The sequence below is a fragment of the Streptomyces sp. WMMC1477 genome (assembly GCF_027460245.1).
Taxonomy (GTDB): Bacteria; Actinomycetota; Actinomycetes; order Streptomycetales; family Streptomycetaceae; genus Streptomyces.
In genome coordinates, this window is record NZ_JAPZBD010000003.1 from 1,440,668 (window position 1) to 1,462,398 (window position 21,731).

The window sequence follows — 21,731 nt, forward strand, 5'->3', positions numbered from 1 at the left end:
GGGTGTTGCAGTCACCCGGTTCGACCGCGCAGGAGGGTCCGGGGTTGTACGCCGATCATGTGACGTGCGTCACATGATCGAGCGAGGCGCGCGGACGAGCCCTGAGACACGCGCACGGCCCCGGTGCAGGTGGACCGGGGCCGTGTGACGGATGGAGCCGACGGGCTGGTTACCGCTGCTCGACCGGGACGTAGTCGCGCTCGACGACGCCGGTGTAGATCTGCCGCGGGCGGCCGATGCGGGAGCCGGGCTCCTTGATCATCTCGTGCCACTGGGCGATCCAGCCGGGCAGCCGCCCCAGGGCGAACAGCACGGTGAACATGCTGGTCGGGAAGCCCATGGCGCGGTAGATCAGGCCGGTGTAGAAGTCCACGTTCGGGTAGAGGTTGCGCGAGACGAAGTAGTCGTCGCTCAGCGCGTGCTCTTCCAGCTTCAGCGCGATGTCGAGCAGTTCGTCGGACTTGCCGAGCGCCGACAGCACGTCGTGGGCCGCCGCCTTGATGATCTTGGCGCGCGGGTCGAAGCTCTTGTACACCCGATGGCCGAAGCCCATCAGGCGGACGCCGTCCTCCTTGTTCTTCACCTTGCGGATGAAGGCGTCGACGTCCCCGCCGTCGTTGCGGATCCTCTCCAGCATCTCCAGCACGGACTGGTTCGCACCGCCGTGCAGCGGGCCCCACAGAGCGCTGATGCCGGCCGAGATGGAGGCGAACATGTTGGCCTGCGAGGAGCCGACCAGCCGGACCGTCGACGTCGAGCAGTTCTGCTCGTGGTCGGCGTGCAGGATCAGGAGCTTCTCCAGAGCGCTGACGACGACCGGGTCGAGGTCGAACTCCTCGGCCGGCACGGAGAACGTCATGCGCAGGAAGTTCTCGACGTAGCCCAGGTCGTTGCGCGGGTAGACGACCGGGTGGCCGACGGCCTTCTTGTAGGCGTACGCGGCGATCGTCGGCAGCTTGGCCAGCAGCCGGATCGTCGAGATGTGGCGCTGTTCCTCGTCGAACGGGTTGTGGCTGTCCTGGTAGAACGTGGACAGCGCGCTGACCACCGAGGACAGCATGGCCATCGGGTGGGCGTCCCGGGGGAAGCCGTCGTAGAAGCGTTTGACGTCCTCGTGCAGCAGGGTGTGCTGGGTGATCTCACCGCGGAAGGCCGCCAGCTCGTCCACGGTGGGCAGCTCGCCGTGGATCAGCAGATAGGCCGTCTCCAGGAAGGTGCCGCGCTCCGCGAGCTGCTCGATCGGATAGCCGCGATAGCGCAGAATGCCCCGCTCACCGTCGAGGAAGGTGATCGCGGACTTCACCCCCGCGGTGTTGCCATAGCCGGAGTCCAACGTGACCAGGCCCGTCTGGGCACGCAGCTTGGCGATGTCGAACCCCGAGTCCCCCACGGTGCTCTCCACCAGCGGGTAGCTGTACTCGCTGTCCCCGTGCCGCAGTACTACAGACTTCTCAACGTTGCCGCCGTTGTCGCTCACGTCATCCCTCACCGACGTCGTGCCTCTTGATGAATGTGCTCGAAGGTCGTTCGAGCTTCCAGAGGTGGATACCGAAGTGCCCTGACCAGTCCACTGTGTCCACTGTCGCTCAATTCATGCCGGACGGTGCACTCGGGGTCGGCCGAAGGCGCCTGTGTGGCACGGAGTGCCGCATGAACGCTACGCTTCGGCGCCCACCGCGCGCAATCGATGATCGAGCATTGTGTGCCGGCGCCCTGCCGACACCGTCCGGACCGCCTGTCCCAGCGCCCGGCGCGAGCCGACCAGCACGACGAGGCGTTTCGCCCGGGTGACGGCCGTGTACAGCAGGTTTCGCTGCAACATCATCCAGGCCCCGGTCGTGACCGGTATCACTACCGCCGGGTACTCGCTGCCCTGCGAGCGGTGGATCGTCACCGCGTACGCGTGGGCCAGCTCGTCCAGTTCGTCGAAGTCGTACTCGACCTCCTCGTCCTCGTCGGTGCGGACCGTGAGCGTCTGCTCCTCCTGGCTGAGCGCCGTGACGACACCGACCGTGCCGTTGAAGACCCCGGCCACCCCCTTCTCGTAGTTGTTGCGGATCTGCGTCACCTTGTCCCCCACCCGGAAGACCCGGCCGCCGAAGCGCTTCTCCGGCAGGTTCGGCCGCCCGGGTGTGATCTCCTGCTGCAGGAGGCCGTTCAACGTCCCCGCCCCGGCGGGGCCGCGGTGCATCGGGGCCAGCACCTGGACGTCCCGCCGCGGATCGAGGCCGAACTTCGCGGGTATGCGCCGCGCGGCCACGTCCACCGTGAGCCGGCCCGCCGCCTCCGTGTCCTCCTCCACGAACAGGAAGAAGTCGGACATGCCCTGGACCAGCGGCGGCGCCCCGGCGTTGATCCGGTGCGCGTTCGTGACGACACCCGACTGCTGGGCCTGCCGGAAGATCCGCGTCAGCCGGACGGCCGGGACCGGCCCGCCCTCGGCCAGCAGATCCCGCAGCACCTCGCCCGCGCCCACCGACGGCAGCTGGTCCACATCTCCCACCAGCAGCAGGTGCGCCCCGGGCGGCACTGCCTTGACCAGCTTGTTGGCCAGCAGCAGATCGAGCATCGAGGCCTCGTCGACGACGATCAGGTCCGCGTCGAGCGGGCGCTCCTGGTCGTAGGCGGCGTCCCCGCCGGGCTTGAGCTCCAGCAGCCGGTGCACCGTGGACGCCTCGGCGCCCGTCAGCTCCGCGAGCCGCTTGGCCGCCCGGCCCGTGGGCGCGGCCAGCAGCACCGACGCCCCCTTGGCCCGGGCCAGCTCCACCACCGAGCGGACGGTGAAGGACTTGCCGCAGCCCGGCCCGCCCGTGAGCACGGCGACCTTGCGGGTCAGGGCGAGCCGCACCGCGTCCCGCTGCTCGGGCGCCAGATCCGCTCCGGTGCGCCGGGCCAGCCAGGCGAGGGCCCGCTCCCAGTCCACGTCGGCGAAGGCGGGCAGCCGGTCCTCCGGCGTGGACAGCAGGCGCCGCAGCCGTCCCGCCAGCGAGCGCTCGGCCCGGTGGAACGGCAGCAGGTAGACCGCCGTCAGCGTGTCGTCCGGGGACTCCGGGTTCGGCCCCCGCTCACGGACGACGCCCTCCTCCTCCCCCGCCAGCTCGTCCAGGCACTCGATCACCAGCCCGGTGTCGACCTGGAGCAGCTTCACGGCGTCCGCGATGAGCCGCTCCTCGGGCAGGAAGCAGTGCCCCTGGTCCGCCGACTGGGACAGCGCGTACTGGAGCCCCGCCTTCACCCGCTCCGGGCTGTCGTGCGGGATGCCGACGGCCTGCGCGATGCGGTCGGCCGTGAGGAAGCCGATGCCCCACACGTCCGCCGCCAGGCGGTAGGGCTGATCCCGCACGACGCCGATCGAACCGTCCCCGTACTTCTTGTAGATGCGCACCGCGATCGACGTGGAGACGCCCACCCCCTGCAGGAAGACCATCACCTCCTTGATGGCCTTCTGCTCCTCCCACGCGGCGGCGATCTTCGCCGTACGCTTCGGGCCGAGCCCGGGCACCTCCACGAGCCGTCCGGTGTCCTCCTCGATGACGTCGAGCGTGGCCGTCCCGAAGTGGTCCACGATGCGCTCGGCGATGCGTGGCCCGATGCCCTTGATCAGCCCGGATCCGAGGTAGCGCCGTATGCCCTGCACCGTGGCCGGCAGCACCGTCGTGTAGTTCTCCACGGTGAACTGGCGGCCGTACTGCGGATGGGAGCCCCAACGCCCCTCCATCCGCAGCGACTCCCCCGGCTGCGCGCCCAGCAGTGCGCCCACGACGGTGAGCAGATCCCCGCCGTGGCCCGCGTCCTTCCGCCGCGAGGGCGCGACGCGGGCCACGGTGTACCCGGTCTCCTCGTTCGCATAGGTCACGCGCTCGAGGACACCTTCGAGCACGGCTGGCTGAAACGACATGTCACAGACCGTAACCCCCACCACTGACAGCGCGACACCCCGTCCGCGAGCCCGTGGACCACCGGGGCCCACTTGCCCGGCACCCCGGTCGTCGTCTTCAATCCGGGCGTAGTCGTTCGTATGCGGTTCTTCCCACGAACCCCCCGACGTGAAAGGCGTGTGCCATGGCGGTCCGGGTGACGACGGCGGCCCCGCCCGCCTCCCGGCAGAGCGCGGAGCGGTCCTCCTGACGGCCCCGGGTCCCGCGGCGGACACCCCGGGCACCGGGCTCGACGTCCTGGTCATCGGGTCGGCCAACGCCGACCTGGTCACCGTCGTCGAACGGCACCCCACGCCCGGCGAGACCGTCCTCGGCTCCGATCTGGCCCTCCACCCCGGCGGCAAGGGCGCCAACCAGGCCGTCGCCGCCGCCCGGCTCGGCGCCCGGGCGGGCCTGCTGGCCCGGGTCGGCGACGACGCGCACGGCCGGCTGCTGGCGGACTCCCTCGCCGCGTCCGGGGTGGCCACCGGCACCCTCCTGACCGGCGGGGCGCCCACCGGCGTCGCCCTGATCACCGTGGGCCCGGGCGGAGACAACACCATCGTCGTCTCCCCCGGCGCCAACGGGCACCTCACCCCGGCCGACGTGGCCGCCGCCCAGGACGCCGTGGGCGCGGCGGCCGTCGTCTCGCTACAGCTGGAGATCCCCCTGGAGACGGTGGCGGCCGCCGTCTACACCGCCGCCGCCGCCGGCACCCGCGTCGTGCTCAACCCCTCACCGCCCGCCGCGCTGCCTCCGGACGTCCTCGCCCTCTGCGACCCCCTCGTCGTCAACGAGCACGAGGCCCGGCTGCTCCTCGCCGGCACCGGGGCGGCCGACGGCGGCACCCCGGCCGACTGGGCCGCGGCGCTGCTGCGGCACGGTCCGCGCAGCGTCGTGGTGACCCTCGGCGCCGCGGGAGCGCTCGCCCGGGGCCCCGAGGGCACCGCACTCGTCCCGGCGCCCCGCGTCGAGGCGGTGGACTCCACGGGCGCGGGCGACGCCTTCACCGGTGCGCTCGCCTGGCGGCTCGCCCGCGGCGACGGCCTCGCCACCGCCGTACGGTTCGCGGTGCGCGCGGGTGCCGCCTCCGTCGCCCAGCCCGGCGCTCAGAGCTCCTACCCCTCACCGGGCGAGCTGCCCTGAGACCTGTCTGATGACTGATCGTGTGGGGGCGTGGCGAGTTGACGGATGCGGCGTGGGAGCGGACGTGTCGACGGCCGTGGGCTGCGGTGGCGCTATCACCGGCGGTTGGGCGAAGGGGTGTTGGGGTCTTTCCGGCCGGCGTTCCGGCCGTGGCCGCCGGCGTGTGGTGGCCGCTGGTGGGTGCCGTACGGCGAGGAGTCCGCTTTCCCCGGGGCCGTTCGGTAGCTATTCCTTGACGGCTCCGGCGTTGGCGTCCTGCACGAAGTAACGCTGGAAACAGAAGAAGAGAGCAGCGACGGGCAGGGTGGTCAGCAGGGCCGCCGCCAGTTTCAGCGGGTACTGCGTGCCGCCGCCGAGACCGCCGGAGACGAGGCGGGCGAGGCCGGTGGTGAGGGTCTCGTACTGGCTGGACTGGGTGGCCACGAGGAAGTGGGTGAACTCGTTCCACGAGCCCTGGAAGGAGAGGATCGTGAGGGTGATCAGGGCGGGGCGGGCCATCGGCAGGACCACCGACCAGAAGATACGGAAGACGCCCGCGCCGTCGACGCGCGCGGCCTCCTCCACCTCACGGGGGATCGATGCGAAGAACTGCTTCATGATGAAGATCCCCGCCGCGTCGACCAGCAGCGGCAGGATCATGCCGGTGTAGGTGTCGAAGAGCCCGAAGGTGTTGAGCACCAGGAAGCGCGGGATCAGCAGGGCGATGCCGGGCACCGCCATGACGGCGAGGATGAAGCCGAACAGCAGGGAGCGGCCGGGGAAGCGCAGACGGGCCAGGGCGTAACCGGCCATCGCGTCGAACAGCACGCGTCCGGTGGTGACCACGACGGTGACGAACGCCGAGTTGCCCAGCCAGCGCAGGAAGGGCACGCCGTCCCCGGCCTGGCTGAGGCCGAACAGGCGCTGGTAGGCGGCGGTCGTGGGAGTGGTGGGGATCAGCCCGAGAGGGTGGGCGGCGGCGTCCGGATCGGTCTTGAACCCGGTCACCAGCTGGATCACGAACGGCATGAGGTACAGGAGCCCGACGGCGGCCACCGCCGTGTAGCCGAGGATCCGCAGCGGCACCGGGAACCGGCCGAGCACGGGACGCCCCTGTGACCGTGCGGACTCGGCCGTCACGGTGGCGGGGGGCCTGGTGGTCGTCGCTGGCGCGGACTTGGGGGTCATCGTTTCCTCGTGGGGCGGGCGGTGCGCTCGCGGAGCGCGTATCGCTGCAGGCCGGTCATGGTGAGGATCAGTGCGAGCAGAAGGAAGGCGATGGCCGCCCCCTGACCGAAGTCGGCGTCACCGAAAGCACTTGAGTAGGACAGGAAGGCCGGTGTGAGGGTGGTGTTGCCGGGGGCACCCTGGCTCATGACGTAGACCTGGTCGAAGACCTGCCAGGTGCCGATCGTGCCCAGGGTGAGGACGAGGAAGAGGACGGGCCGCAGGGCGGGCAGCGTGACATGGCGCAGCATCTGGAAGCGGCCTACTCCCTCGATGGCGGCCGACTCCTCCAGTTCGCGGGGGATGTTCTGGAGGGCCGCGAGGAAGATCAGCATGAAGGTGCCGGAGGTCGTCCACACAGCGAGCACGATGATCGTGCACATGGCGACGGACGGCCCGGACAGCCATTCGAACCAGGACAGTCCCATGAAGGAGCGGTCGGCCAACGCACCCGAGGGCTGGTCGGAGTCGACGATCCCCAGGCCACCGAGCAGGAGGGAGAGGACCCCGCGTGGGTCGTTGAACCAGTTGGGGCCCTTGACCCCGATCCAGGAGAGCAGGGTGTTGACAGCGCCGCTGCCCTGGAACAGGAACAGGAAGATGGTGGAGACCGCGATCGAGCTGGTCACCGAGGGGAAGAAGAACGTGGTGCGCAGGACGCCCCGGACGCGCAGCATCCGCTGGTTGACGATGAGTGCCAGTCCCAGCGCGATGACGGTCTGCAGCGGCACGGTCAGCAGCACGTAGTAGACGTTGTTGCGCAGCGAGGTCGCGAAGAGGGTGCGGTCGAGGCCGTCCCGGGTGAGCAGGTTCCGGTAGTTGTCGAGCCCGACGAACGTCGCCTGGCCGCTGAAGGGATTGGACTGGCCGTCCCAGTCCAGCAGGCTCACCCACAGCGCCATCAGGGTCGGCAGGACCAGGAAGAGGCCGAGGACGACCACCATGGGGCTGACGAACAGCCAGCCCCAGACTCCTTCGGCGCGACGCCCCGCACGCGGGGCGAGCTTGGTGCGGGAGGCCGCCACCGGGCCGGGCCCGCCGGGCGCGTCAGCCGCGCCCGGCGGGTCGGCCACCTGGGATCCGCCACCGGTCACCGCGGAAGTGGTGCCACGGGGAGACAGGGGTGACATGGCGGCCTATTCGCCCTTCGCCAGGGCCTGTTCGCCGTTCCGCTGGAGGTCGGCGAGGATCCTCTCCGGGTCGCCGGTGCCCAGTCCCGCGAGATCGGTGTTGAACTGGGTGAGGACCTTGTCGAAACCGGCGAGGGTCACCGGACCCTGCGCGTGGGCGTTGGCGTCGACCCACGCCTTGGCGGAAGGGTTCTGCTGGGCGTACTCGGCCTGCGCGCTGGTGCGGGAGGGCATCACGCCGAAGGCGTCGGCGTTCTTCAGCTGCTGCGCGCTGCTGGTGAGGTACTCGACGAGCTTCACGGCCGCCGCCCGGTGGCTGCTGTCCTTGGCCACGCCCCAGCACTGGCTGAAGGCGAGCGTGCCCTGGCCGGCCGGGCCCGCGGGAAGCGGGACCACGGTGTAGTCAACCTCGGGGTAGTCGGCCTCCATGCCGCCGGTGAGCCAGTTGCCCTCGATGGTCATCGCGGCCTTGCCCTTGCCGAGGGCCTCGCCGCCCCAGTTGGTGTCGACCTGGCTGGCGTACTTCAGGGAGCCGGACTCCAGCAGCGACTGCACGTAGGTGAGCGCGTCGGCGTTCTGCGTACTGTCGGCGGTGATCTCCGTCTGGTCGGGATTGGTGATCCAGCCGCCGGCCTGCTTCATGAAGACGCCGAGACGTGCCCACTCGCCGTTGACGACCAGCCCGGTGACGTCGCCCCGGGTCAGCTTCGCGGCGACCGTCTTCAGCTGGTCCCAGGTGGTCGGATAGTCCTTCTCGGTCAGTCCGGCCTTCTTCCACAGGTCCGTGTTGATCGCGAGGGCGAGGGTGGAGGTGTCCTTGGGCAGACACACCAGCTCTCCGTCGTGGGTGAAGGAGGCGCGCAGCTGCTCGGAGAAGTCGTCGGCGTCCTCGATCCGGTCGCCGTAGGGGTAGAGGGAGCCGCTCTCGGCGTAGTTGGCGAACTGGTCGGAGTTGACGTAGAAGGCGTCCGGCGGCTTGTTTCCGGCGAAGGACTGGGCGAGCTGCTGGTTGATGTCCTTGGCGACGTCCACGGTCACCGTGTGGCCGGTCTCCTTCACGTAAGCCGCCGCCGCGTCCTTGACGGCCCGCGTCTCCGCGTCGCCCGAGCTGGCGATCAGCAGGGTCAGATGCTGCTCGGCGCTGGAGTCCTGCTCTGTCGTGCCGCTGTCGAAGCCCGACGAGCAGCCTGTCGCGGATATCAGGACCGCGCAGGTGACGAGTGCCGCGGCGGCCGTTCGGCTGACCATGGAAATCCTCCGTGGGTTGGGGGTGTCACGTGCGGCTCCGTCCGGTCGGCCGAGGACGCGGAACCAGGGCCGGGGAAGGGATGCTTGGCCGGCAGCGACGACGGGACCGGGGAAGCCCTTACGTGGCCGAGGCGGTCTCCGCCGTGGCGCCGCCGCCCGGCGGGCAGACGCTGTCGCGCGTGATCAGCGTCGGCTCCAGGAGCAGGCGTTCCGGCGCCGCGTCGGGAGCCGCGATACGCGCCAGCAGCAGCCGTACGCACTCCCGCCCGACGTCCTCCAGCGGCTGCGCGACCGAGGCCAGGCCGGGGGAAAGGATCTCGGCGGTCGGCGAGTCGTCGAACCCGAAGACGGCGACGTCCCGGCCGGGAACGGCACCGCGCTCGCGCAGGGCCTGGTAGCAGCCGAGCGCCAGCATGTCGCTGGCCGCGACGACGGCGGTCGCGCCGGCGTCCAGGAGCGGCTTCACCGCGGTGCGGGCCGCGTCGACGTCGTTCACGCTCTGCGCCCGCCGCCCGCGCACCGGCAGTCCGTGTCGACGCAGGGCCCGTCGCCAGCCCTCGGCGCGGTCGTCGCCGGCGGCGGAGGAGCCGCGTTCCCAGCCGAGGAAGGCGATCCTGCGGTGGCCGAGGGAGACCAGGTGCTCGACCGCCGCGTCCGTCCCAAAGGCGCCGTCGACGTCGACCCAGTCGCCGATCTGCCGCCCCGACCACATCCGGCCGAAGCCGACGAACGGCGCACCGCGCTTGGCGAGCCACGCCTGGCGCGGGTCACCGTGCTCGGTGCCGCTGAGGACGAAGCCGTCGACCTCGTGCTGGTCGAGCAGTTCCCCGTATCCCTCCAGGGTCGGACCGCCGGGCGGGGCGGCGAACAGCAGGATCCGGTAGCCGGCCTCGTCGGCGGCCTGGGAGAGGGCGTGCAGGAAGCGGTCCAGGACCGGCGAGCTGGCCGGGACGGGCTGGATGCCGTAGCCGATCAGCTTGCTCGAACGGGTGCGCAGCGTCTGCGCCGCACGGCTGGGGCGGTAGCCCATCGCATCGATCGCGTGCCGGACCCGCTCCAGGGTCTCGGGCCGCAGCATGTCCGGCGAGTTGATCGCGTTCGACACGGTCTGCGGTGAGACGCCGGCCCGGCGGGCGACCGTCGCGAGCGTCACCGGGCCGCCTCTGGCCGAGGGGCTGTTCCTGGAGCGGGGCATGCAGCTCTCCGACTTGACGAGGAGATACGGGTTTCTCTTTGGCGTTCCCACGGGCGTTGTGTTCGCTCCGACACCTGACTTAGTGTCGTTTTAACGATCCAACGCTGAGAGGTTCTCCGTCCTTGGACACCACTGTCAAGCCCCAGGACACCGATGACCCGGCCACGACCGCCCCTTCCGCGACCGGTGGCCTCCAGCCCTTCCTGCATGACGCGGTCGTCACCCTGCACGCGCCCAGCCTCGTGATCTCGCGGGCGGACGGTCAGCTCAGCGGGCCCGCGGACGGCTTCTACCACGGCGACCGCAGGGCCCTCTCCCGACTGACCGTCACGGCCGAGGGCATCGCCCTGGCCCCGGCACAGGGCGGGCTCCACGGCGCGGACCGCGCCGGCTTCCGGGCCGTTCTGCGCGGGCTCGGCGAGACCACGCCGGACCCGGCCGTCGCCCTGCACCGCCACCGCAGCACGGCCGACGGCCGCGTCGAGGAGGTCTTCGAAGTCACCAACGCGGGCGGCGAGCACGTCCGCTTCCGGATGACGGTCGGCGCCGGCACGGACCTCGCCACCATGGAGCAGGTCAAGTCGGGCCGCGGGGCCGAGGAGGCACCAGCGCGAGTCACCGACGCGGACACCGTCGGGCTCGCCTGGTCCGCCGACGACTTCGCCGTACGCCTGACGGCCGAGCCCGCGCCGGATGTGCTCCAGGCACCGACGGGCGAACTGTCGTACGACGTCGACCTCACGCCGGGTGCCTCGTGGAGCGTGACGCTGACCTGTACGGCGGCGTACACGGACGGCGACCAGTTCCCGGCCCCGCCCGCACACCGGCTGCCCTGGTCCGTCCCCGCGCTGCACAGCGCGGACCGCCGCCTCGACCGGTGGCTTCAGCAGTCCCTGGCCGACCTGGAGCGGCTGCGCCTGACCGACCGCCAGTCACCCCACCCGGCCCGCCCGGACCAGTTCCTGGCCGCCGGCGCACCCTGGTTCCTCACCCTCTTCGGCCGTGACGCGCTCTGGTCCGCCCGCATGCTCCTCCCGCTCGGCACCGACCTCGCAGCCGGAACCCTGCGCACCCTCGCCCGCCGCCAGGGCGCCGTCACCGACCCGGCCACGGAGGAACAGCCCGGCAAGATCCTCCACGAGGTGCGCCGCGCCACCCTCCAGATCGCCGGCCGGCTCTCCCTCCCGCCGGTGTACTACGGCACGGTCGACGCCACCCCCCTGTGGATCACCCTGCTCCACGACGCCTGGCGCTGGGGCATGGACCCGACCCAGGTCGAGGAACTCCTGCCGCACGCCGAGGCGGCCCTGGGCTGGATGGGCGAGGCGGCGGCCGCCGACGGCTTCCTCAAGTACGTCGACCAGACCGGCCACGGTCTGTCCAACCAGGGCTGGAAGGACTCCGACGACTCCATCCGCCACGGCGACGGCCGCCGTGCCCACGCGCCGATCGCCCTGTGCGAGGTCCAGGCGTACGCCTACGAGGCCGCCCGCGCCGGGGCGGCCCTGCTGCGCGCGTTCGGGCGGCCGGGTGCGGACGGCTGGGAGGACTGGGCGGACCGGCTCGCCACCCGCTTCCGGGAGCACTTCTGGGTGACGGACGAGAAGGGCCCGTACCCCGCGGTCGCGCTGGACGGCGACGGCCAGCCGGTCGACTCCGCCACCTCCGGCTTCGGCCACCTCCTCGGCACCGGCCTGCTCGACCCGGAAGAGAGCGCACTGCTGGCCGCCCGCCTCACCGGCCCCGACCTCGACGCGGGGCACGGCCTGCGCACACTGAGCAGCGACGCGGTGGGCTACAACCCCTTCGGCTACCACGTCGGCTCGATCTGGCCGCACGACACCGCCATCGCCGTCCACGGCCTGGCCAGGGCAGGCTTCCCGGACGCCGCGGCCTCCCTGGCTGACGGGCTGCTCGCGGCATCGGCGGCGTTCGACGCCCGGCTGCCCGAACTCTTCGCGGGCCACGGCACCGAGGCGGGACCAGCGCCCGCCCCCTATCCGGCGTCCTGCCGTCCCCAGGCATGGGCGGCCGCCGCCTCGGTCCTCGTCCTCCGGGCGGCTCTCGGTCTGGAAGCCGACGTCCCGGCCGGCACGCTGACCGTGGCCCCCACCTTCGCCCGGAACTACGGTCCGCTGTCCGTGGGCGGGCTCCAGGTCGACGGGGGCCGGCTGGACGTCACCGTGGCAGCGGACGGGTCGGTACAGGTGACCGCGCCCGGGACGCTGGCCGTGCACCGTGCCTGAGCGCGTGAATCACGCCGTGGACGCGCTCACGCCGCAGGTTCAGCGGAGCCCCCGCACGTCACCCGGTCCCGCCGAGCCGGGCTCGGCGGGACCGGGTGACGCTGAGGTGCCGGGGCGTCAGCCGAGGCGCCCGGGCAGGGCGAACGGCGTCTGCTCCACCGCCGGGCGGTCCAGCTTCGCGTCGAACGGCGCGAGCGGCGCGGCCTCCCCGGTGGCCGAGCGGGCCGACGGACGGGCCTCGTCCGCCACTCCGGCCCAGCGCAGCACCGCCTCGGTGGCCACGGCCTTCTCGTCCTGCGGCAGCTGGGCGATGTTCGCACCGTGGTTGGCGCCGGGGGCGGTGAACACGTAGGCGTCCTCCGCGCGCGGGCCGACGCGGAAGGGCTCGGCGCCCCACGGGTCGTTCTCACCGTTGACGAAGAGCATCTCCGAGGAGGACTTGCGCACCCAGCGGTCGATGTCCTTCATCGCCCTGCGGTCGAGCTCCGGGACGTCGATCTCGTCCGGCACGGCCTCGCTCGGGTGGTACACGTCCGGGTAGCGCAGCAGCCCCTTGAGGTGGTTGGGGGTGCGGACGGTCGGGTAACCCAGCTCGGTGGCGGCCTGGTAGTAGTACGGCGTGTAGGGCAGCATGCCCTGGTCCGTGTAGAAGGCGAAGCCGGAGATCTGGTCGATGTAGTCGTACAGCTCGTCCGTCGGGGCGTCGGCCTTCGGGGCCTTCAGGCAGTCGTCCTCGTCCTGGTACTGGAAGTACGCCCACACGAAGTCCAGCACGACGACCTCGAAGGCACGGTCGGGCGAGTCGTACAGCTCGAAGGTGTAGCCCTCCTCCTCGGCCCACTTCGTGTAGCGGTCGACCATCTCGTCCCGGCGCAGGAAGGCCTCGCGCTGAATGCCGTCCAGCCGGTCCCGGCACTCCTCGGTGGAGACGTTGCGAAAGAACCGGTCGTAGGCGGTGTTGTTCTTGACGTTGGTGTTGTTCGGGGCGACGTAGGCGACCGTGCCGTCCATGTCGTCCGGGTAGAAGCGGCGGTAGTAGGTGGCCGTCATGCCGCCCTTGCTGCCGCCGGTGGAGATCCAGTTCTCGTCGTAGACGTCGTTGAGCGCGTCGAAGAGCCGGTGCTGGTCGCTGGCGGCCTGCCAGATGTCCAGCTTGGACCAGTCGGCCGGCTCCGGGCGCGAGGGCGTGAAGTACCGGTACTCCATGGACACCTGGTTGGCGTCCGCGATGCGGGTCGGCTCGCTGCGACGCGGGCTGGTGCTCACCCCGTAGCCCGAGGTGTAGAAGACGGTGGGCCGGTCCTCGGACTTGTGCAGCAGCGTGAACCGCTGCTCGAACGTTCCCTCGGAGGGCCGGTTGTGGTCGACCGGCTGCTCGTATCCGAGGACGAAGAACCGGTACCCCTCGACGGGCTTCTCCTCGATGAGGCGCATCCCGTCGATCGCGAGTATGCGGTCCTTGATGTCGGCCTCGGCCGCGGTGGCGGCCCCCGCCGACGCGGTGCCGGCCCCGGCCGTGCCGACCAGCACGCTGAGAGCCAGCACCCCTCTGAGCGCTGCGCGCATGGACAACTCCCCCTGGATGTGGGTAGGTAGTCAGGATGTTCGCGGTGAACCTATCCGCCGGTCGGCCGGGCCACCACCCCCCGGTCGGCGGGTCCGCACCGCCGACCGGCGGCGGGGTCCACCGCCTCGCCCGGCCGACGTCGCCTGTCGTACCGGCCGCGTAGGGTCGGCGCCATGGACGAGGTGCTGGCCACCGGGCCGCGGGACATGACGTTGCTGAGGTTCGACGCGCTGGAGGAAGGTGCGGCGGAGGCCGCTTACGCGCTCGTGGCCCTGTGGCACGGGTCGCTGCTGCTGCTCGTGCGGGTCCGCAAGCGCTCGTGCTGGGAGCTGCCCGGCGGCGGGGTGGAGCCGGGCGAGTCGCCCCGGGACGCCGCCGTCCGGGAGCTGTTGGAGGAGACGGGGCAGCGGGTGCCCGCCGCGGCCCTGTCCTTCGCCGGCTATGCGACGACGGCGATCGGGCCGGAGCAGACGGTGCTGCGCGGAGCCGTGTTCACCGCCCGCACGGACCGCCCCGAGGCCTTCACGCCGACGGAGGAGATCGCCGCGACGCACTGGTGGGACGGCGTCGAGGAGCTGAGCGGCGGGCCGTTGCAGACGGTCGACACCTACCTGGCCGGGCTGGTGCGGGCGGCTGGGTGAACGGGCCCCGGAGAGGTGGTGCGGGACGGCGGGAGCGCCGTCCCGCACGGTCCGGGCGTCAGAAGCGCAGCGTCCAGGAGTCCAGGTGGCCCTGGTCCCAGCCCGCGTGGTCGTGGATCTCGAGGGTCCACGTGCCGTCGGCGTCGACCCCGGAGCCGGGCAGGCCGAAGGTCTGCTGGATGTCGTTGGAGCTGCCGCCGTCCCGGTTCCAGATCCGCCAGCTCGTGCCGCCCGGGGCGATGACGTCGATCGTCAGGTCGCCGATGTAGGTGTGGTGGAGGTCCAGGTCCACCTCGAAACTCCCGGCGTCGCCGATCCCCAGGACGGCGATCTCGGAGACGGCGGTGCTGTGGTCGCTGATGGTGACGTCGCCGTCGTTCGTGAACTCGCCGCCGGGGGGCGGGTCGGTGGGGTCCTCGGCGGAGCTGCGGAACGGGCCGGTGACCTCGTAGGTGATGCCGCCGGAGGACGAGCCGCTGGTCCCGCGCTGCGAGGAGAAGTAGAGCCGGTCGCCGGCCGGGTTGAACCAGGGGCCGGTGATCTCCGAGGAGCTCTGCCCGTCGATCTCCAGGAACGGGGCGACGACCTCGTCCGGGGTGATGATGTTGATCTGCATGTTGCCGCCGTCCTCGGCGACGAAGAGGTCCCCGGAGACGGCGCCGGTGATGTTGTCCACGCCGGTCAGCGGCGCTGAGCCGTCGACCAGGTCGTTGTCGTACGCCAGCTCGTAGGTGTCGTCCGCGGCGTTGAACCGCCACACCCGGTTGTCGCCCTTGGTGGTGAACCAGCAGGCGCCGTCGGCGTAGTACGCGCCCTCGCCGCCGTCGAAGTGCTTGGCCCCGGAGACCTGGTGACGGGTCTCGGTCTGGCCCGGACGCGGGGTCGGGTTCGGCACCTCCTGCCAGCTCGCGTTGCCGGACGTCCCGCCGCCGGCCACCAGGACCTCCAGCGTGCCGCCCTGGGAGAGGTCACTCCAGACGGCGGGGCGGAACCGGTAGAAGCAGCCGTCGCCCTCGTCCTCGGTCAGGTAGATCACCTGGCGGTCGGGGTCGCAGGCCGCGGCCTCGTGCTGGAAGCGGCCCATCGCGTCCCGGCGCTCCGGGGCCCGCACGCCGTACGGGTCGGTCTCGAAGACGTAGCCGTAGGCCGTCTCCTCGCAGGACAGCCAGGTGTTCCACGGGGTCGGGCCACCGGCGCAGTTGCGGTTGGTGCCGGAGAGGATCTGGTACGCGTCGGTGACGGAGCCGTCGGCGTCGAAGCGGAGCGCACTCACCCCGCCGTCACCACCGGACAGTTCGGCGTTGGATACGTAGATCCAGCCCTCCCCGTCCGCGAAGCAGGCGCCGCCGTCGGGGGCACCGTGCCAGGTGTAGCCGGTGCCGGGCACGGTCTGGGAGGACCGGGCGACGACGCGGCTGGTGAAGCCCTCGGGCAGCCGGATGCCGTTGGCGTCCGCGGACTGGAGCGGGCCGTACGGGCTGGGACCGTTCTGCGCGGGCGCGGCGAGCGCCGCCCCCTGCCACAGGCTGCCGGCGAAGGCGAGGCCTCCGGCCCCGGCGACGGCGGCACGGAGGACTGCTCTGCGGTTCATGTCCACGGGCTGACTCCTTCGACTGGTGGGGGGTGGTACCCGGTCAGCGGTACGCGGGCGCCGAGCGGAGGCTAGGTACCGGCGCCGCGCCGAAGGGTAACGAGGCGCGAAGCGCTGCGGAACGCTTCACGAACTCGCCCTGGATAATGCTGGAATGGGGACAAAACCCGGTCACGTACCCGGCCGGGACCACGCGCCCGGGTACGTGACGGCGTCACCTTCGGGCGGCCGGGGACGCCTCCCCCGCCCCGATGAGGTGGCGCAGGGTGAAGGGCCGGCTCAGCAACGCCTCCAGCTCGCGGGCGACGTGCTGGAAGTGCGGCGTCCCGAAGTGGCGCTCCAGGGCGGCCCGGTCGGTCCACTCCTCGATGATCACCATGTTCCCCGGCCGGCTGGGGTCCACGTACGGCTGGTAGGCGAGGCAGCCGGGCTCCTCCAGCGAGGGCTCGATCATGGCCTCCAGGGCCGTGCGCAACGCGTCCTCCTTCCCGCGGGCGGCGTCGAACACGACGATGACGGTCAGGCTCATCGTGCGGTCTCCTCGGGAGTCGGGGCGGTCGTGGCCGCCGTGGCGGTCAGCTCGTCCTCGATCCGGTTGCCCTTGATCAGCCAGGTCGGCCCCTCGGCGTAGTCCTTGATCAGTTCGAAGAAGCGGGCGAAGTGCGGCCCCTCGCAGTGGAGGTCGAAGGCGCGCTCGTCCTCGTACGCCTCGTCGAGGTAGTAGCGGCCCGGCCGCTCGGAGTCCGCGATGAGCTCGAAGCGGAGGGTGCCGGGCTCGTCGGCGGCCGAATGGCGGCCGTCCGCCAGGGCAGCCGCGACGAAGTCGGCGCGGCGCTCCTCCGGCACGTCGAAGCTGACGGCGATGTGGTACACGAGGCTCCTCGAAGTCGTCGTTCTCTGGCGCTCCCGATGCTTCCGGCTCAGGAGCCCGCCCGGCAGAGCCGCCTCGCACCGGGGGACCGGCCAGCCTGGTTCCGGCGGAACCCCCGTGCGTCGGCTGCCGGTTCGTACAGTGGGCCGTATGGATCGCAGAGCCGAACTGGGCGCCTTCCTCCGCTCGCGCAGGGCCCGCCTCAAGCCGGAGGACGTCGGACTGAGCGGATTCGGCGGCCGACGGCGGGTCCCGGGCCTGCGCCGGGAGGAGCTCGCGCAGACGGCCGGCGTCAGCGTGGACTACTACGTGCGCTTCGAGCAGGGGCGCGGGGAGAACGTCTCGGACTCCGTCATCGACGCCGTGGCCACCGCGCTCCGGCTCACCACCGCCGAGCGGGCACACCTGCACGACCTGGCCCGGGCCGTCGGCGGCCGCCCGGGGGCCGCACGGACGGCGCCCCCGGAGGTCCGCGAGGGGGTGCGGAGTCTACTGGCGGCGCTCACCGAGGTTCCGGCCTATGTGGTCGGACGGCGCACCGACATCCTGGCCTGGAACGGACTGTACGCCGAACTGCTCACCGACCTCGCGGCGCTGCCGGCCGACCGGCGCAACACGGCCCTGCTGACCTTCCTCGACACGGAGGTCCGGGCCCGCTACGTCGACTGGGAGACCAAGGCGCGCAACGTCGTGGCCTATCTGCGCATGGACCACGGACGCCACCCCGGCGACCCCGCCTTCGACACCCTGATCGAGGAACTGTCCGACGGCAGCGCGGACTTCTGCCGGATGTGGGCGGCGCGCGAGGTGGACGAGCGTACGCACGGCACGTACCGGATGCTCCATCCGGCGGTCGGGGAGCTCACGGTGCGGTACGAGGGCTTCCGGCCCGCCGGGGACCCGGAGACGACGCTGATCGCCTACACCGCCCAGCCGGGCTCCCCGTCCGAGGCGGCCCTGCAACGGCTCGCGCGACGGGCCGCGCGCCGCCGGGACGCCGCACACCGCGCGGCCGGCCCCGGCGGACCGGCGCTGCGCGACGCGCCGGACGAGGCCGACGAGGCGGCCCCGGTCGGCTGACCCGGCGGGGGCCCTACGTGGCAGCGGGCTCGGGCTGGGGCTCTCCGGCGAAGGTGCGCCACAGGGCGGCGTAGCGGCCGTCGGCGGCCAGCAGCTCCGCGTGGGTGCCGTCCTCCACGATCGTGCCGTGGTCCAGGACGATCACCCGGTCGGCCCGGGCGGCCGTCGTGAGCCGGTGAGCGACGACGAGGGTGGTGCGGCGCCCGGCCAGCCGGTCGGTGGCCTGGTTGACCAGGGCCTCGGTGGCGAGGTCCAGCGCGGCCGTCGCCTCGTCGAGCAGCAGGATCGCCGGGTCCACCAACTCCGCACGGGCCAGGGCGATGAGCTGGCGCTGCCCGGCCGAGAGGTTGCGGCCCCGCTCACCCACGGGGTGCAGATAGCCACCGGGCAGGGAGGCCACCATGTCGTGGGCGCCCACCGCGCGGGCGGCGGCCTCCACCTCGGCGTCCGTGGCGTGCTCCCGGCCGTAGGCGATGGCGTCCCGCACGGTGCCGGGGAAGAGGTACGGCTCCTGGGGGACGACGCCGAGGTGGCCGCGGTAGGCCGTGAGGTCCAGCTCGCGGACGTCGGTGCCGTCGACCAGGACGCGGCCCTCGGTGGCGTCGTAGTACCGGGCGACCAGCTTGACCAGGGTGGACTTGCCCGCGCCGGTCTCGCCGACGAAGGCCACCGTCTGCCCGGCCGGGATCGTGAGGTTCAGGCCCTCCAGGGCTGCCTCGGCCAGCGGGACGCCCTCGGCCGAGCGGTAGTGGAAGGAGACGTCGTCGAAGGCGATCTCCCCGCGCGGGCGGCCCGGGTCGAGCGGCCGGGCCGCGACCGGGGTACTCGTCTCCTCGCGCAGCAGCTCGCGGATGCGGCCGAGGGAGACGACGGCCTGCTGGTAGCCGTCGAACACCTGGGAGAGCTGCTGCACCGGGGCGAAGAACAGCTCGATGTAGAGCAGGTAGGCCACCAGCGCACCCGCGGTGAGGGTGCCGGCGGCGACCCGGTCGGCACCGACGATGAGCACGGCCGCCGTGGCCAGGGCGGCCAGGAGCTGGACGAAGGGGAAGTAGACGGAGACCAGCCACTGCCCGCGCACGCGGGCCTGGCGGTAGCCGTCGCTGCGGCGGGCGAACCGGTCGGCGCCGAGGCCCTCGCGGCGGAAGGCCTGCACCATGCGCAGCCCGGCGACGGACTCCTGGAGGTCGGCGTTGACGACGCTGACCCGCTCCCGGGCGAGTTCGTAGGCGCGCACCGACTGCCGACGGAAGAAGACGGTGCCGAGGACCAGCAGCGGGAGCGAGGCGAAGACGACCAGGGCGAGCTGGAGGTCGATGACCAGCAGCGCGACGAGGATGCCGGCGAAGCTGATCAGCGAGACCACGGCGGTGACGAGGCCCGTCTGCAGGAAGGTGGACAGCGCGTCGACGTCCGTCGTCATCCTCGTCATGACGGCGCCGGTGAGGTGGCGCTCGTAGTAGTCGAGCCCGAGCCGCTGGAGCTGGGCGAAGATCTTCAGCCGCAGGGCGTACAGGACGCGCTCGCCGGTGCGGCCCGTGAGGCGGATGGCGAGGACCTGGGCCGCCCACTGCCCGGCCACGACGAGGAGCGCGAGCGCGGAGGCCGCCCACACGGCGGTGAGCGCCGAGCGGGTGACGCCCTCGTCGATGCCGTGCCGGATGAGGACGGGCAGGGCCAGCAGGGCCAGGGCATCGATCGCGACGAAGACCAGGGCGAGCGCGAGCGGCCCGCCGAAGCCGCGCAGGAGGTGCCGCAGCCCGTAGCCGCCGTGCCGCAGCGAGGCCGCTGCCTCCTCCGCCTGCTCCTCGTCCACGTCGGGCGCTTCGGTGGCCGGGGGCAGGGCCGCCACCTTGGCCAGCAGCTCCGGGCTGCCGGGGGAGGCCGCCAGCTCGGCGCCCCAGGCTCCCGGGCGCCCGCTCTGCGCGGCGAGGGTGCCGGCCTGGCTCGCGGCGGAACCCCCCTCCTCCTCGCCCTCCCGGCGGACCCACAGCTCCGGGGTCACGCCGTCCACCGTGCGGTGGCCGTCGTGGGCGGCCTGCCCGGCCGGGTCCCGCTCGACGTTGCCCAGCTCGTCCGGGTCGGTGAGGAGCCGGCGGTAGAGGGAGCAGCGCTCGGTCAGTTCCGCGTGGGTGCCGACGTCCACCAGCCGCCCGCCGTCGAGGACGGCGATCCGGTCGGCGAGGGCGAGGGTGGACTGGCGGTGGGCTATGAGGAGCGTGGTGCGGCCGCGCATGACGCCCCGCAGGGCCTCGTGGATCTCGTGCTCGATACGGGCGTCCACCGCGGAGGTGGCGTCGTCGAGTATGAGGAGCCGGGGGTCGGTGATGATCGCCCGGGCCAGGGCGATGCGCTGGCGCTGGCCACCGGAGAGGGTGAGGCCCTGCTCGCCGACGGTGGTGTCGTAGCCCTCGGCCAGATCCTGGATGAAGCCGTCCGCCTGGGCGGCCCGGGCGGCGGCGCGTATCTGCTCGTCGGTGGCGTCGGGCGCGCCGAAGGCGATGTTCTCCCGGACGGAGGAGGAGAACAGGAAGCTGTTCTCGGGCACGAGGCCGATGGCGGAGCGCAGGGAGTGCAGGGTCAGGTCCCGCACGTCGTGCCCGCCGACGCGGACGGCGCCGCCGGTGGCGTCGTAGTAGCGCGGCAGGAGCATCGAGACGGTGGACTTGCCGCTGCCGCTGGGGCCCACGACGGCCAGGGTCTCCCCCGGCCTGACCTCCAGGCTGACGCCGTCCAGCACGGGGTGCTCGGGGTCGTACCCGAAGGTGACTCCGTCGAACTCGACGGAGGCCGGAGCGTCGGCCGGGAGCTCCTGCGCGCCGGGGCGCTCGGTCATCTGCGGTTCGGTGTCGATCAGGTCGTAGACGCGCTCGACGCCGGCGCGGGCCTGCTGCCCGACGGTGAGCATGGCCGCGAGCATCCGGACCGGGCCCACGAGCTGGGCGAGGTAGGTGGAGAAGGCGACGAAGGTGCCCAGGGTGATCGAGCCGCCCACAGCCATCCAGCCGCCCAGGGCCAGCATCGCGACCTGGCCGAGCGAGGGTATGGACTGCAGGGCCGGCGTGTAGCGCGCGTTGTAGCGCAGGGTGCGCAGCCGGGCCGCGTAGAGCACCCGGCCGACCGCGCGCAGCTTGGCCTTCTCCTGGCGCTCCTGTCCGAAGCCCTTGACGACGCGGACGCCGGTGATCGCGCCGTCCACCACCGAGGCCACTGCCCCGGCCTGCTGCTGCGCGTACCACGTGGCCGGGAAGAGCCGGGCCCGGCTGAGGGAGGCGACCCACCACAGGAGCGGGAAGACGGCGAGCGAGACGACGGTCAGCAGCGGGGAGAGGATCACCATGACGGCGAGCGCGACGACGAAGAGCAGCGCGTTGCCGATCATCATCGGGACCATGAAGAGCAGGCTCTGCACGAGCTGGAGGTCGCTGGTGCCCCGGCCCACGACCTGGCCGGTGGACAGCTCGTCCTGGCTGCGGCCGTCGAGGCGCACGATGGCCTCGTACATGTCCGTGCGCAGGTCGTGCTGGACGTCGAGGGCGAGCCGCCCGCCGTAGTAGCGGCGCAGGTACGTCAGCCCGTAGACGAGGACGGCGGCGCCGACCAGCAGGCTGATCCACAGGGTCATGTCACCCGTCTCACCCGCGGTGACGTCGTCGATGACGGCCTTGGTGATCAGCGGTACCAGGGCCATGACGCCCATGCCGGCGAGCGAGGCTCCGAGGGCGAGCAGCACGTTCCGCCGGTAGCGCCAGCACTGGCGCGTCAGGCGCCTGGCCCAGCCCGGGCGTTCCTGCCCCGCCTCCGATGGCCCTGTCCCCGTCATCACGCGGCCCCACCCTTTCCGGTCGTTCTCCGATCCCGCCGGAAAGCCCCAACGCCGCCGGGCCCGCTTT

Annotated in this window: 15 protein-coding genes and 1 pseudogene; 4 read left to right on the forward strand and 12 right to left on the reverse strand. The window is 72.1% G+C overall.

Going from position 1 to position 21,731, the window contains the following annotated elements; genetic code table 11:
- Positions 1 to 169: 169 nt before the first annotated feature.
- Both O7609_RS06585 and recD2 read right to left on the reverse strand, forming a co-directional pair.
- Positions 170 to 1,489 carry a citrate synthase gene (locus O7609_RS06585; RefSeq protein ID WP_269734005.1) on the reverse strand — a complete coding sequence of 440 codons (1,320 nt, stop codon included), beginning with the start codon at positions 1,487 to 1,489 and terminating at the stop codon, positions 170 to 172.
- 168 nt (positions 1,490 to 1,657) lie between these two features.
- Positions 1,658 to 3,898, reverse strand: coding sequence for an SF1B family DNA helicase RecD2 (gene recD2, locus O7609_RS06590; RefSeq protein WP_269743231.1), 2,241 nt, complete (start codon positions 3,896 to 3,898; stop codon positions 1,658 to 1,660).
- 226 nt (positions 3,899 to 4,124) lie between these two features.
- Here recD2 and O7609_RS06595 point away from each other — a divergent pair, with 226 nt between their 5' ends.
- Positions 4,125 to 5,063: a ribokinase gene (locus O7609_RS06595; RefSeq protein ID WP_269737041.1), complete on the forward strand. Its 939-nt coding sequence runs from the start codon at positions 4,125 to 4,127 to the stop codon at positions 5,061 to 5,063.
- A gap of 225 nt (positions 5,064 to 5,288) precedes the next feature.
- On the opposite strand, the gene O7609_RS06600 is transcribed toward O7609_RS06595, so the two are convergent.
- The 4 genes from O7609_RS06600 to O7609_RS06615 all read right to left on the reverse strand — a co-directional run bounded on the left by O7609_RS06600 (position 5,289) and on the right by O7609_RS06615 (position 9,842).
- Complete coding sequence (locus O7609_RS06600; RefSeq protein ID WP_269734007.1) at positions 5,289 to 6,230, reverse strand: carbohydrate ABC transporter permease; 942 nt, start codon at positions 6,228 to 6,230, stop codon at positions 5,289 to 5,291.
- A complete protein-coding gene (locus O7609_RS06605) occupies positions 6,227 to 7,213 on the reverse strand; it encodes a carbohydrate ABC transporter permease (protein ID WP_443072233.1) in 987 nt (328 codons plus the stop codon). The genes O7609_RS06600 and O7609_RS06605 overlap by 4 nt, the downstream gene beginning before the upstream one ends.
- Positions 7,214 to 7,405: 192 nt before the next feature.
- Positions 7,406 to 8,647 (reverse strand): sugar ABC transporter substrate-binding protein, encoded by a 1,242-nt coding sequence (locus O7609_RS06610; protein WP_269743234.1) that lies wholly within the window; start codon positions 8,645 to 8,647, stop codon positions 7,406 to 7,408.
- A gap of 118 nt (positions 8,648 to 8,765) precedes the next feature.
- The gene (locus tag O7609_RS06615) at positions 8,766 to 9,842 is read right to left on the reverse strand and encodes a LacI family DNA-binding transcriptional regulator (RefSeq protein WP_269743235.1); all 1,077 of its coding nucleotides are present in this window, start codon (positions 9,840 to 9,842) and stop codon (positions 8,766 to 8,768) included.
- A 122-nt stretch (positions 9,843 to 9,964) separates the two neighbouring features.
- On the opposite strand from O7609_RS06615, the gene O7609_RS06620 reads away from it, so the two are divergent.
- On the forward strand, positions 9,965 to 12,088 hold the full coding sequence (locus O7609_RS06620; RefSeq protein WP_269743236.1) for an amylo-alpha-1,6-glucosidase: 2,124 nt from the start codon (positions 9,965 to 9,967) through the stop codon (positions 12,086 to 12,088).
- Between the two features lie 117 nt (positions 12,089 to 12,205).
- On the opposite strand, the gene O7609_RS06625 is transcribed toward O7609_RS06620, so the two are convergent.
- Complete coding sequence (locus tag O7609_RS06625; RefSeq protein ID WP_269743237.1) at positions 12,206 to 13,654, reverse strand: S28 family serine protease; 1,449 nt, start codon at positions 13,652 to 13,654, stop codon at positions 12,206 to 12,208.
- A 174-nt stretch (positions 13,655 to 13,828) separates the two neighbouring features.
- Between O7609_RS06625 and O7609_RS06630 the strand changes: the two genes are divergently transcribed.
- Positions 13,829 to 14,296: an NUDIX domain-containing protein gene (locus O7609_RS06630; protein WP_269734013.1), complete on the forward strand. Its 468-nt coding sequence runs from the start codon at positions 13,829 to 13,831 to the stop codon at positions 14,294 to 14,296.
- Between the two features lie 58 nt (positions 14,297 to 14,354).
- Here the strand turns inward: O7609_RS06630 and O7609_RS06635 are convergent, their stop codons facing one another.
- The 4 genes and pseudogenes from O7609_RS06635 to O7609_RS06650 all read right to left on the reverse strand — a co-directional run bounded on the left by O7609_RS06635 (position 14,355) and on the right by O7609_RS06650 (position 16,760).
- Positions 14,355 to 14,588 (reverse strand): proprotein convertase P-domain-containing protein, encoded by a 234-nt coding sequence (locus O7609_RS06635; protein ID WP_269744318.1) that lies wholly within the window; start codon positions 14,586 to 14,588, stop codon positions 14,355 to 14,357.
- A 132-nt stretch (positions 14,589 to 14,720) separates the two neighbouring features.
- Positions 14,721 to 15,887, reverse strand: a pseudogene (locus O7609_RS06640) (alkaline phosphatase PhoX); the annotation flags it as partial.
- Positions 15,888 to 16,101: 214 nt separating this feature from the next.
- Positions 16,102 to 16,416 carry a putative quinol monooxygenase gene (locus tag O7609_RS06645; RefSeq protein ID WP_269743238.1) on the reverse strand — a complete coding sequence of 105 codons (315 nt, stop codon included), beginning with the start codon at positions 16,414 to 16,416 and terminating at the stop codon, positions 16,102 to 16,104.
- Positions 16,413 to 16,760 (reverse strand): putative quinol monooxygenase, encoded by a 348-nt coding sequence (locus tag O7609_RS06650; RefSeq protein ID WP_269743239.1) that lies wholly within the window; start codon positions 16,758 to 16,760, stop codon positions 16,413 to 16,415. The genes O7609_RS06645 and O7609_RS06650 overlap by 4 nt, the downstream gene beginning before the upstream one ends.
- A 148-nt stretch (positions 16,761 to 16,908) precedes the next feature.
- Between O7609_RS06650 and O7609_RS06655 the strand changes: the two genes are divergently transcribed.
- Positions 16,909 to 17,838, forward strand: a complete 930-nt coding sequence (locus O7609_RS06655; protein WP_269743240.1) for a helix-turn-helix transcriptional regulator — start codon at positions 16,909 to 16,911, stop codon at positions 17,836 to 17,838.
- Positions 17,839 to 17,851: 13 nt separating this feature from the next.
- Here the strand turns inward: O7609_RS06655 and O7609_RS06660 are convergent, their stop codons facing one another.
- Positions 17,852 to 21,661 carry an ABC transporter ATP-binding protein gene (locus O7609_RS06660; RefSeq protein ID WP_269743241.1) on the reverse strand — a complete coding sequence of 1,270 codons (3,810 nt, stop codon included), beginning with the start codon at positions 21,659 to 21,661 and terminating at the stop codon, positions 17,852 to 17,854.
- Between the last annotated feature and the right edge of the window lie 70 nt (positions 21,662 to 21,731).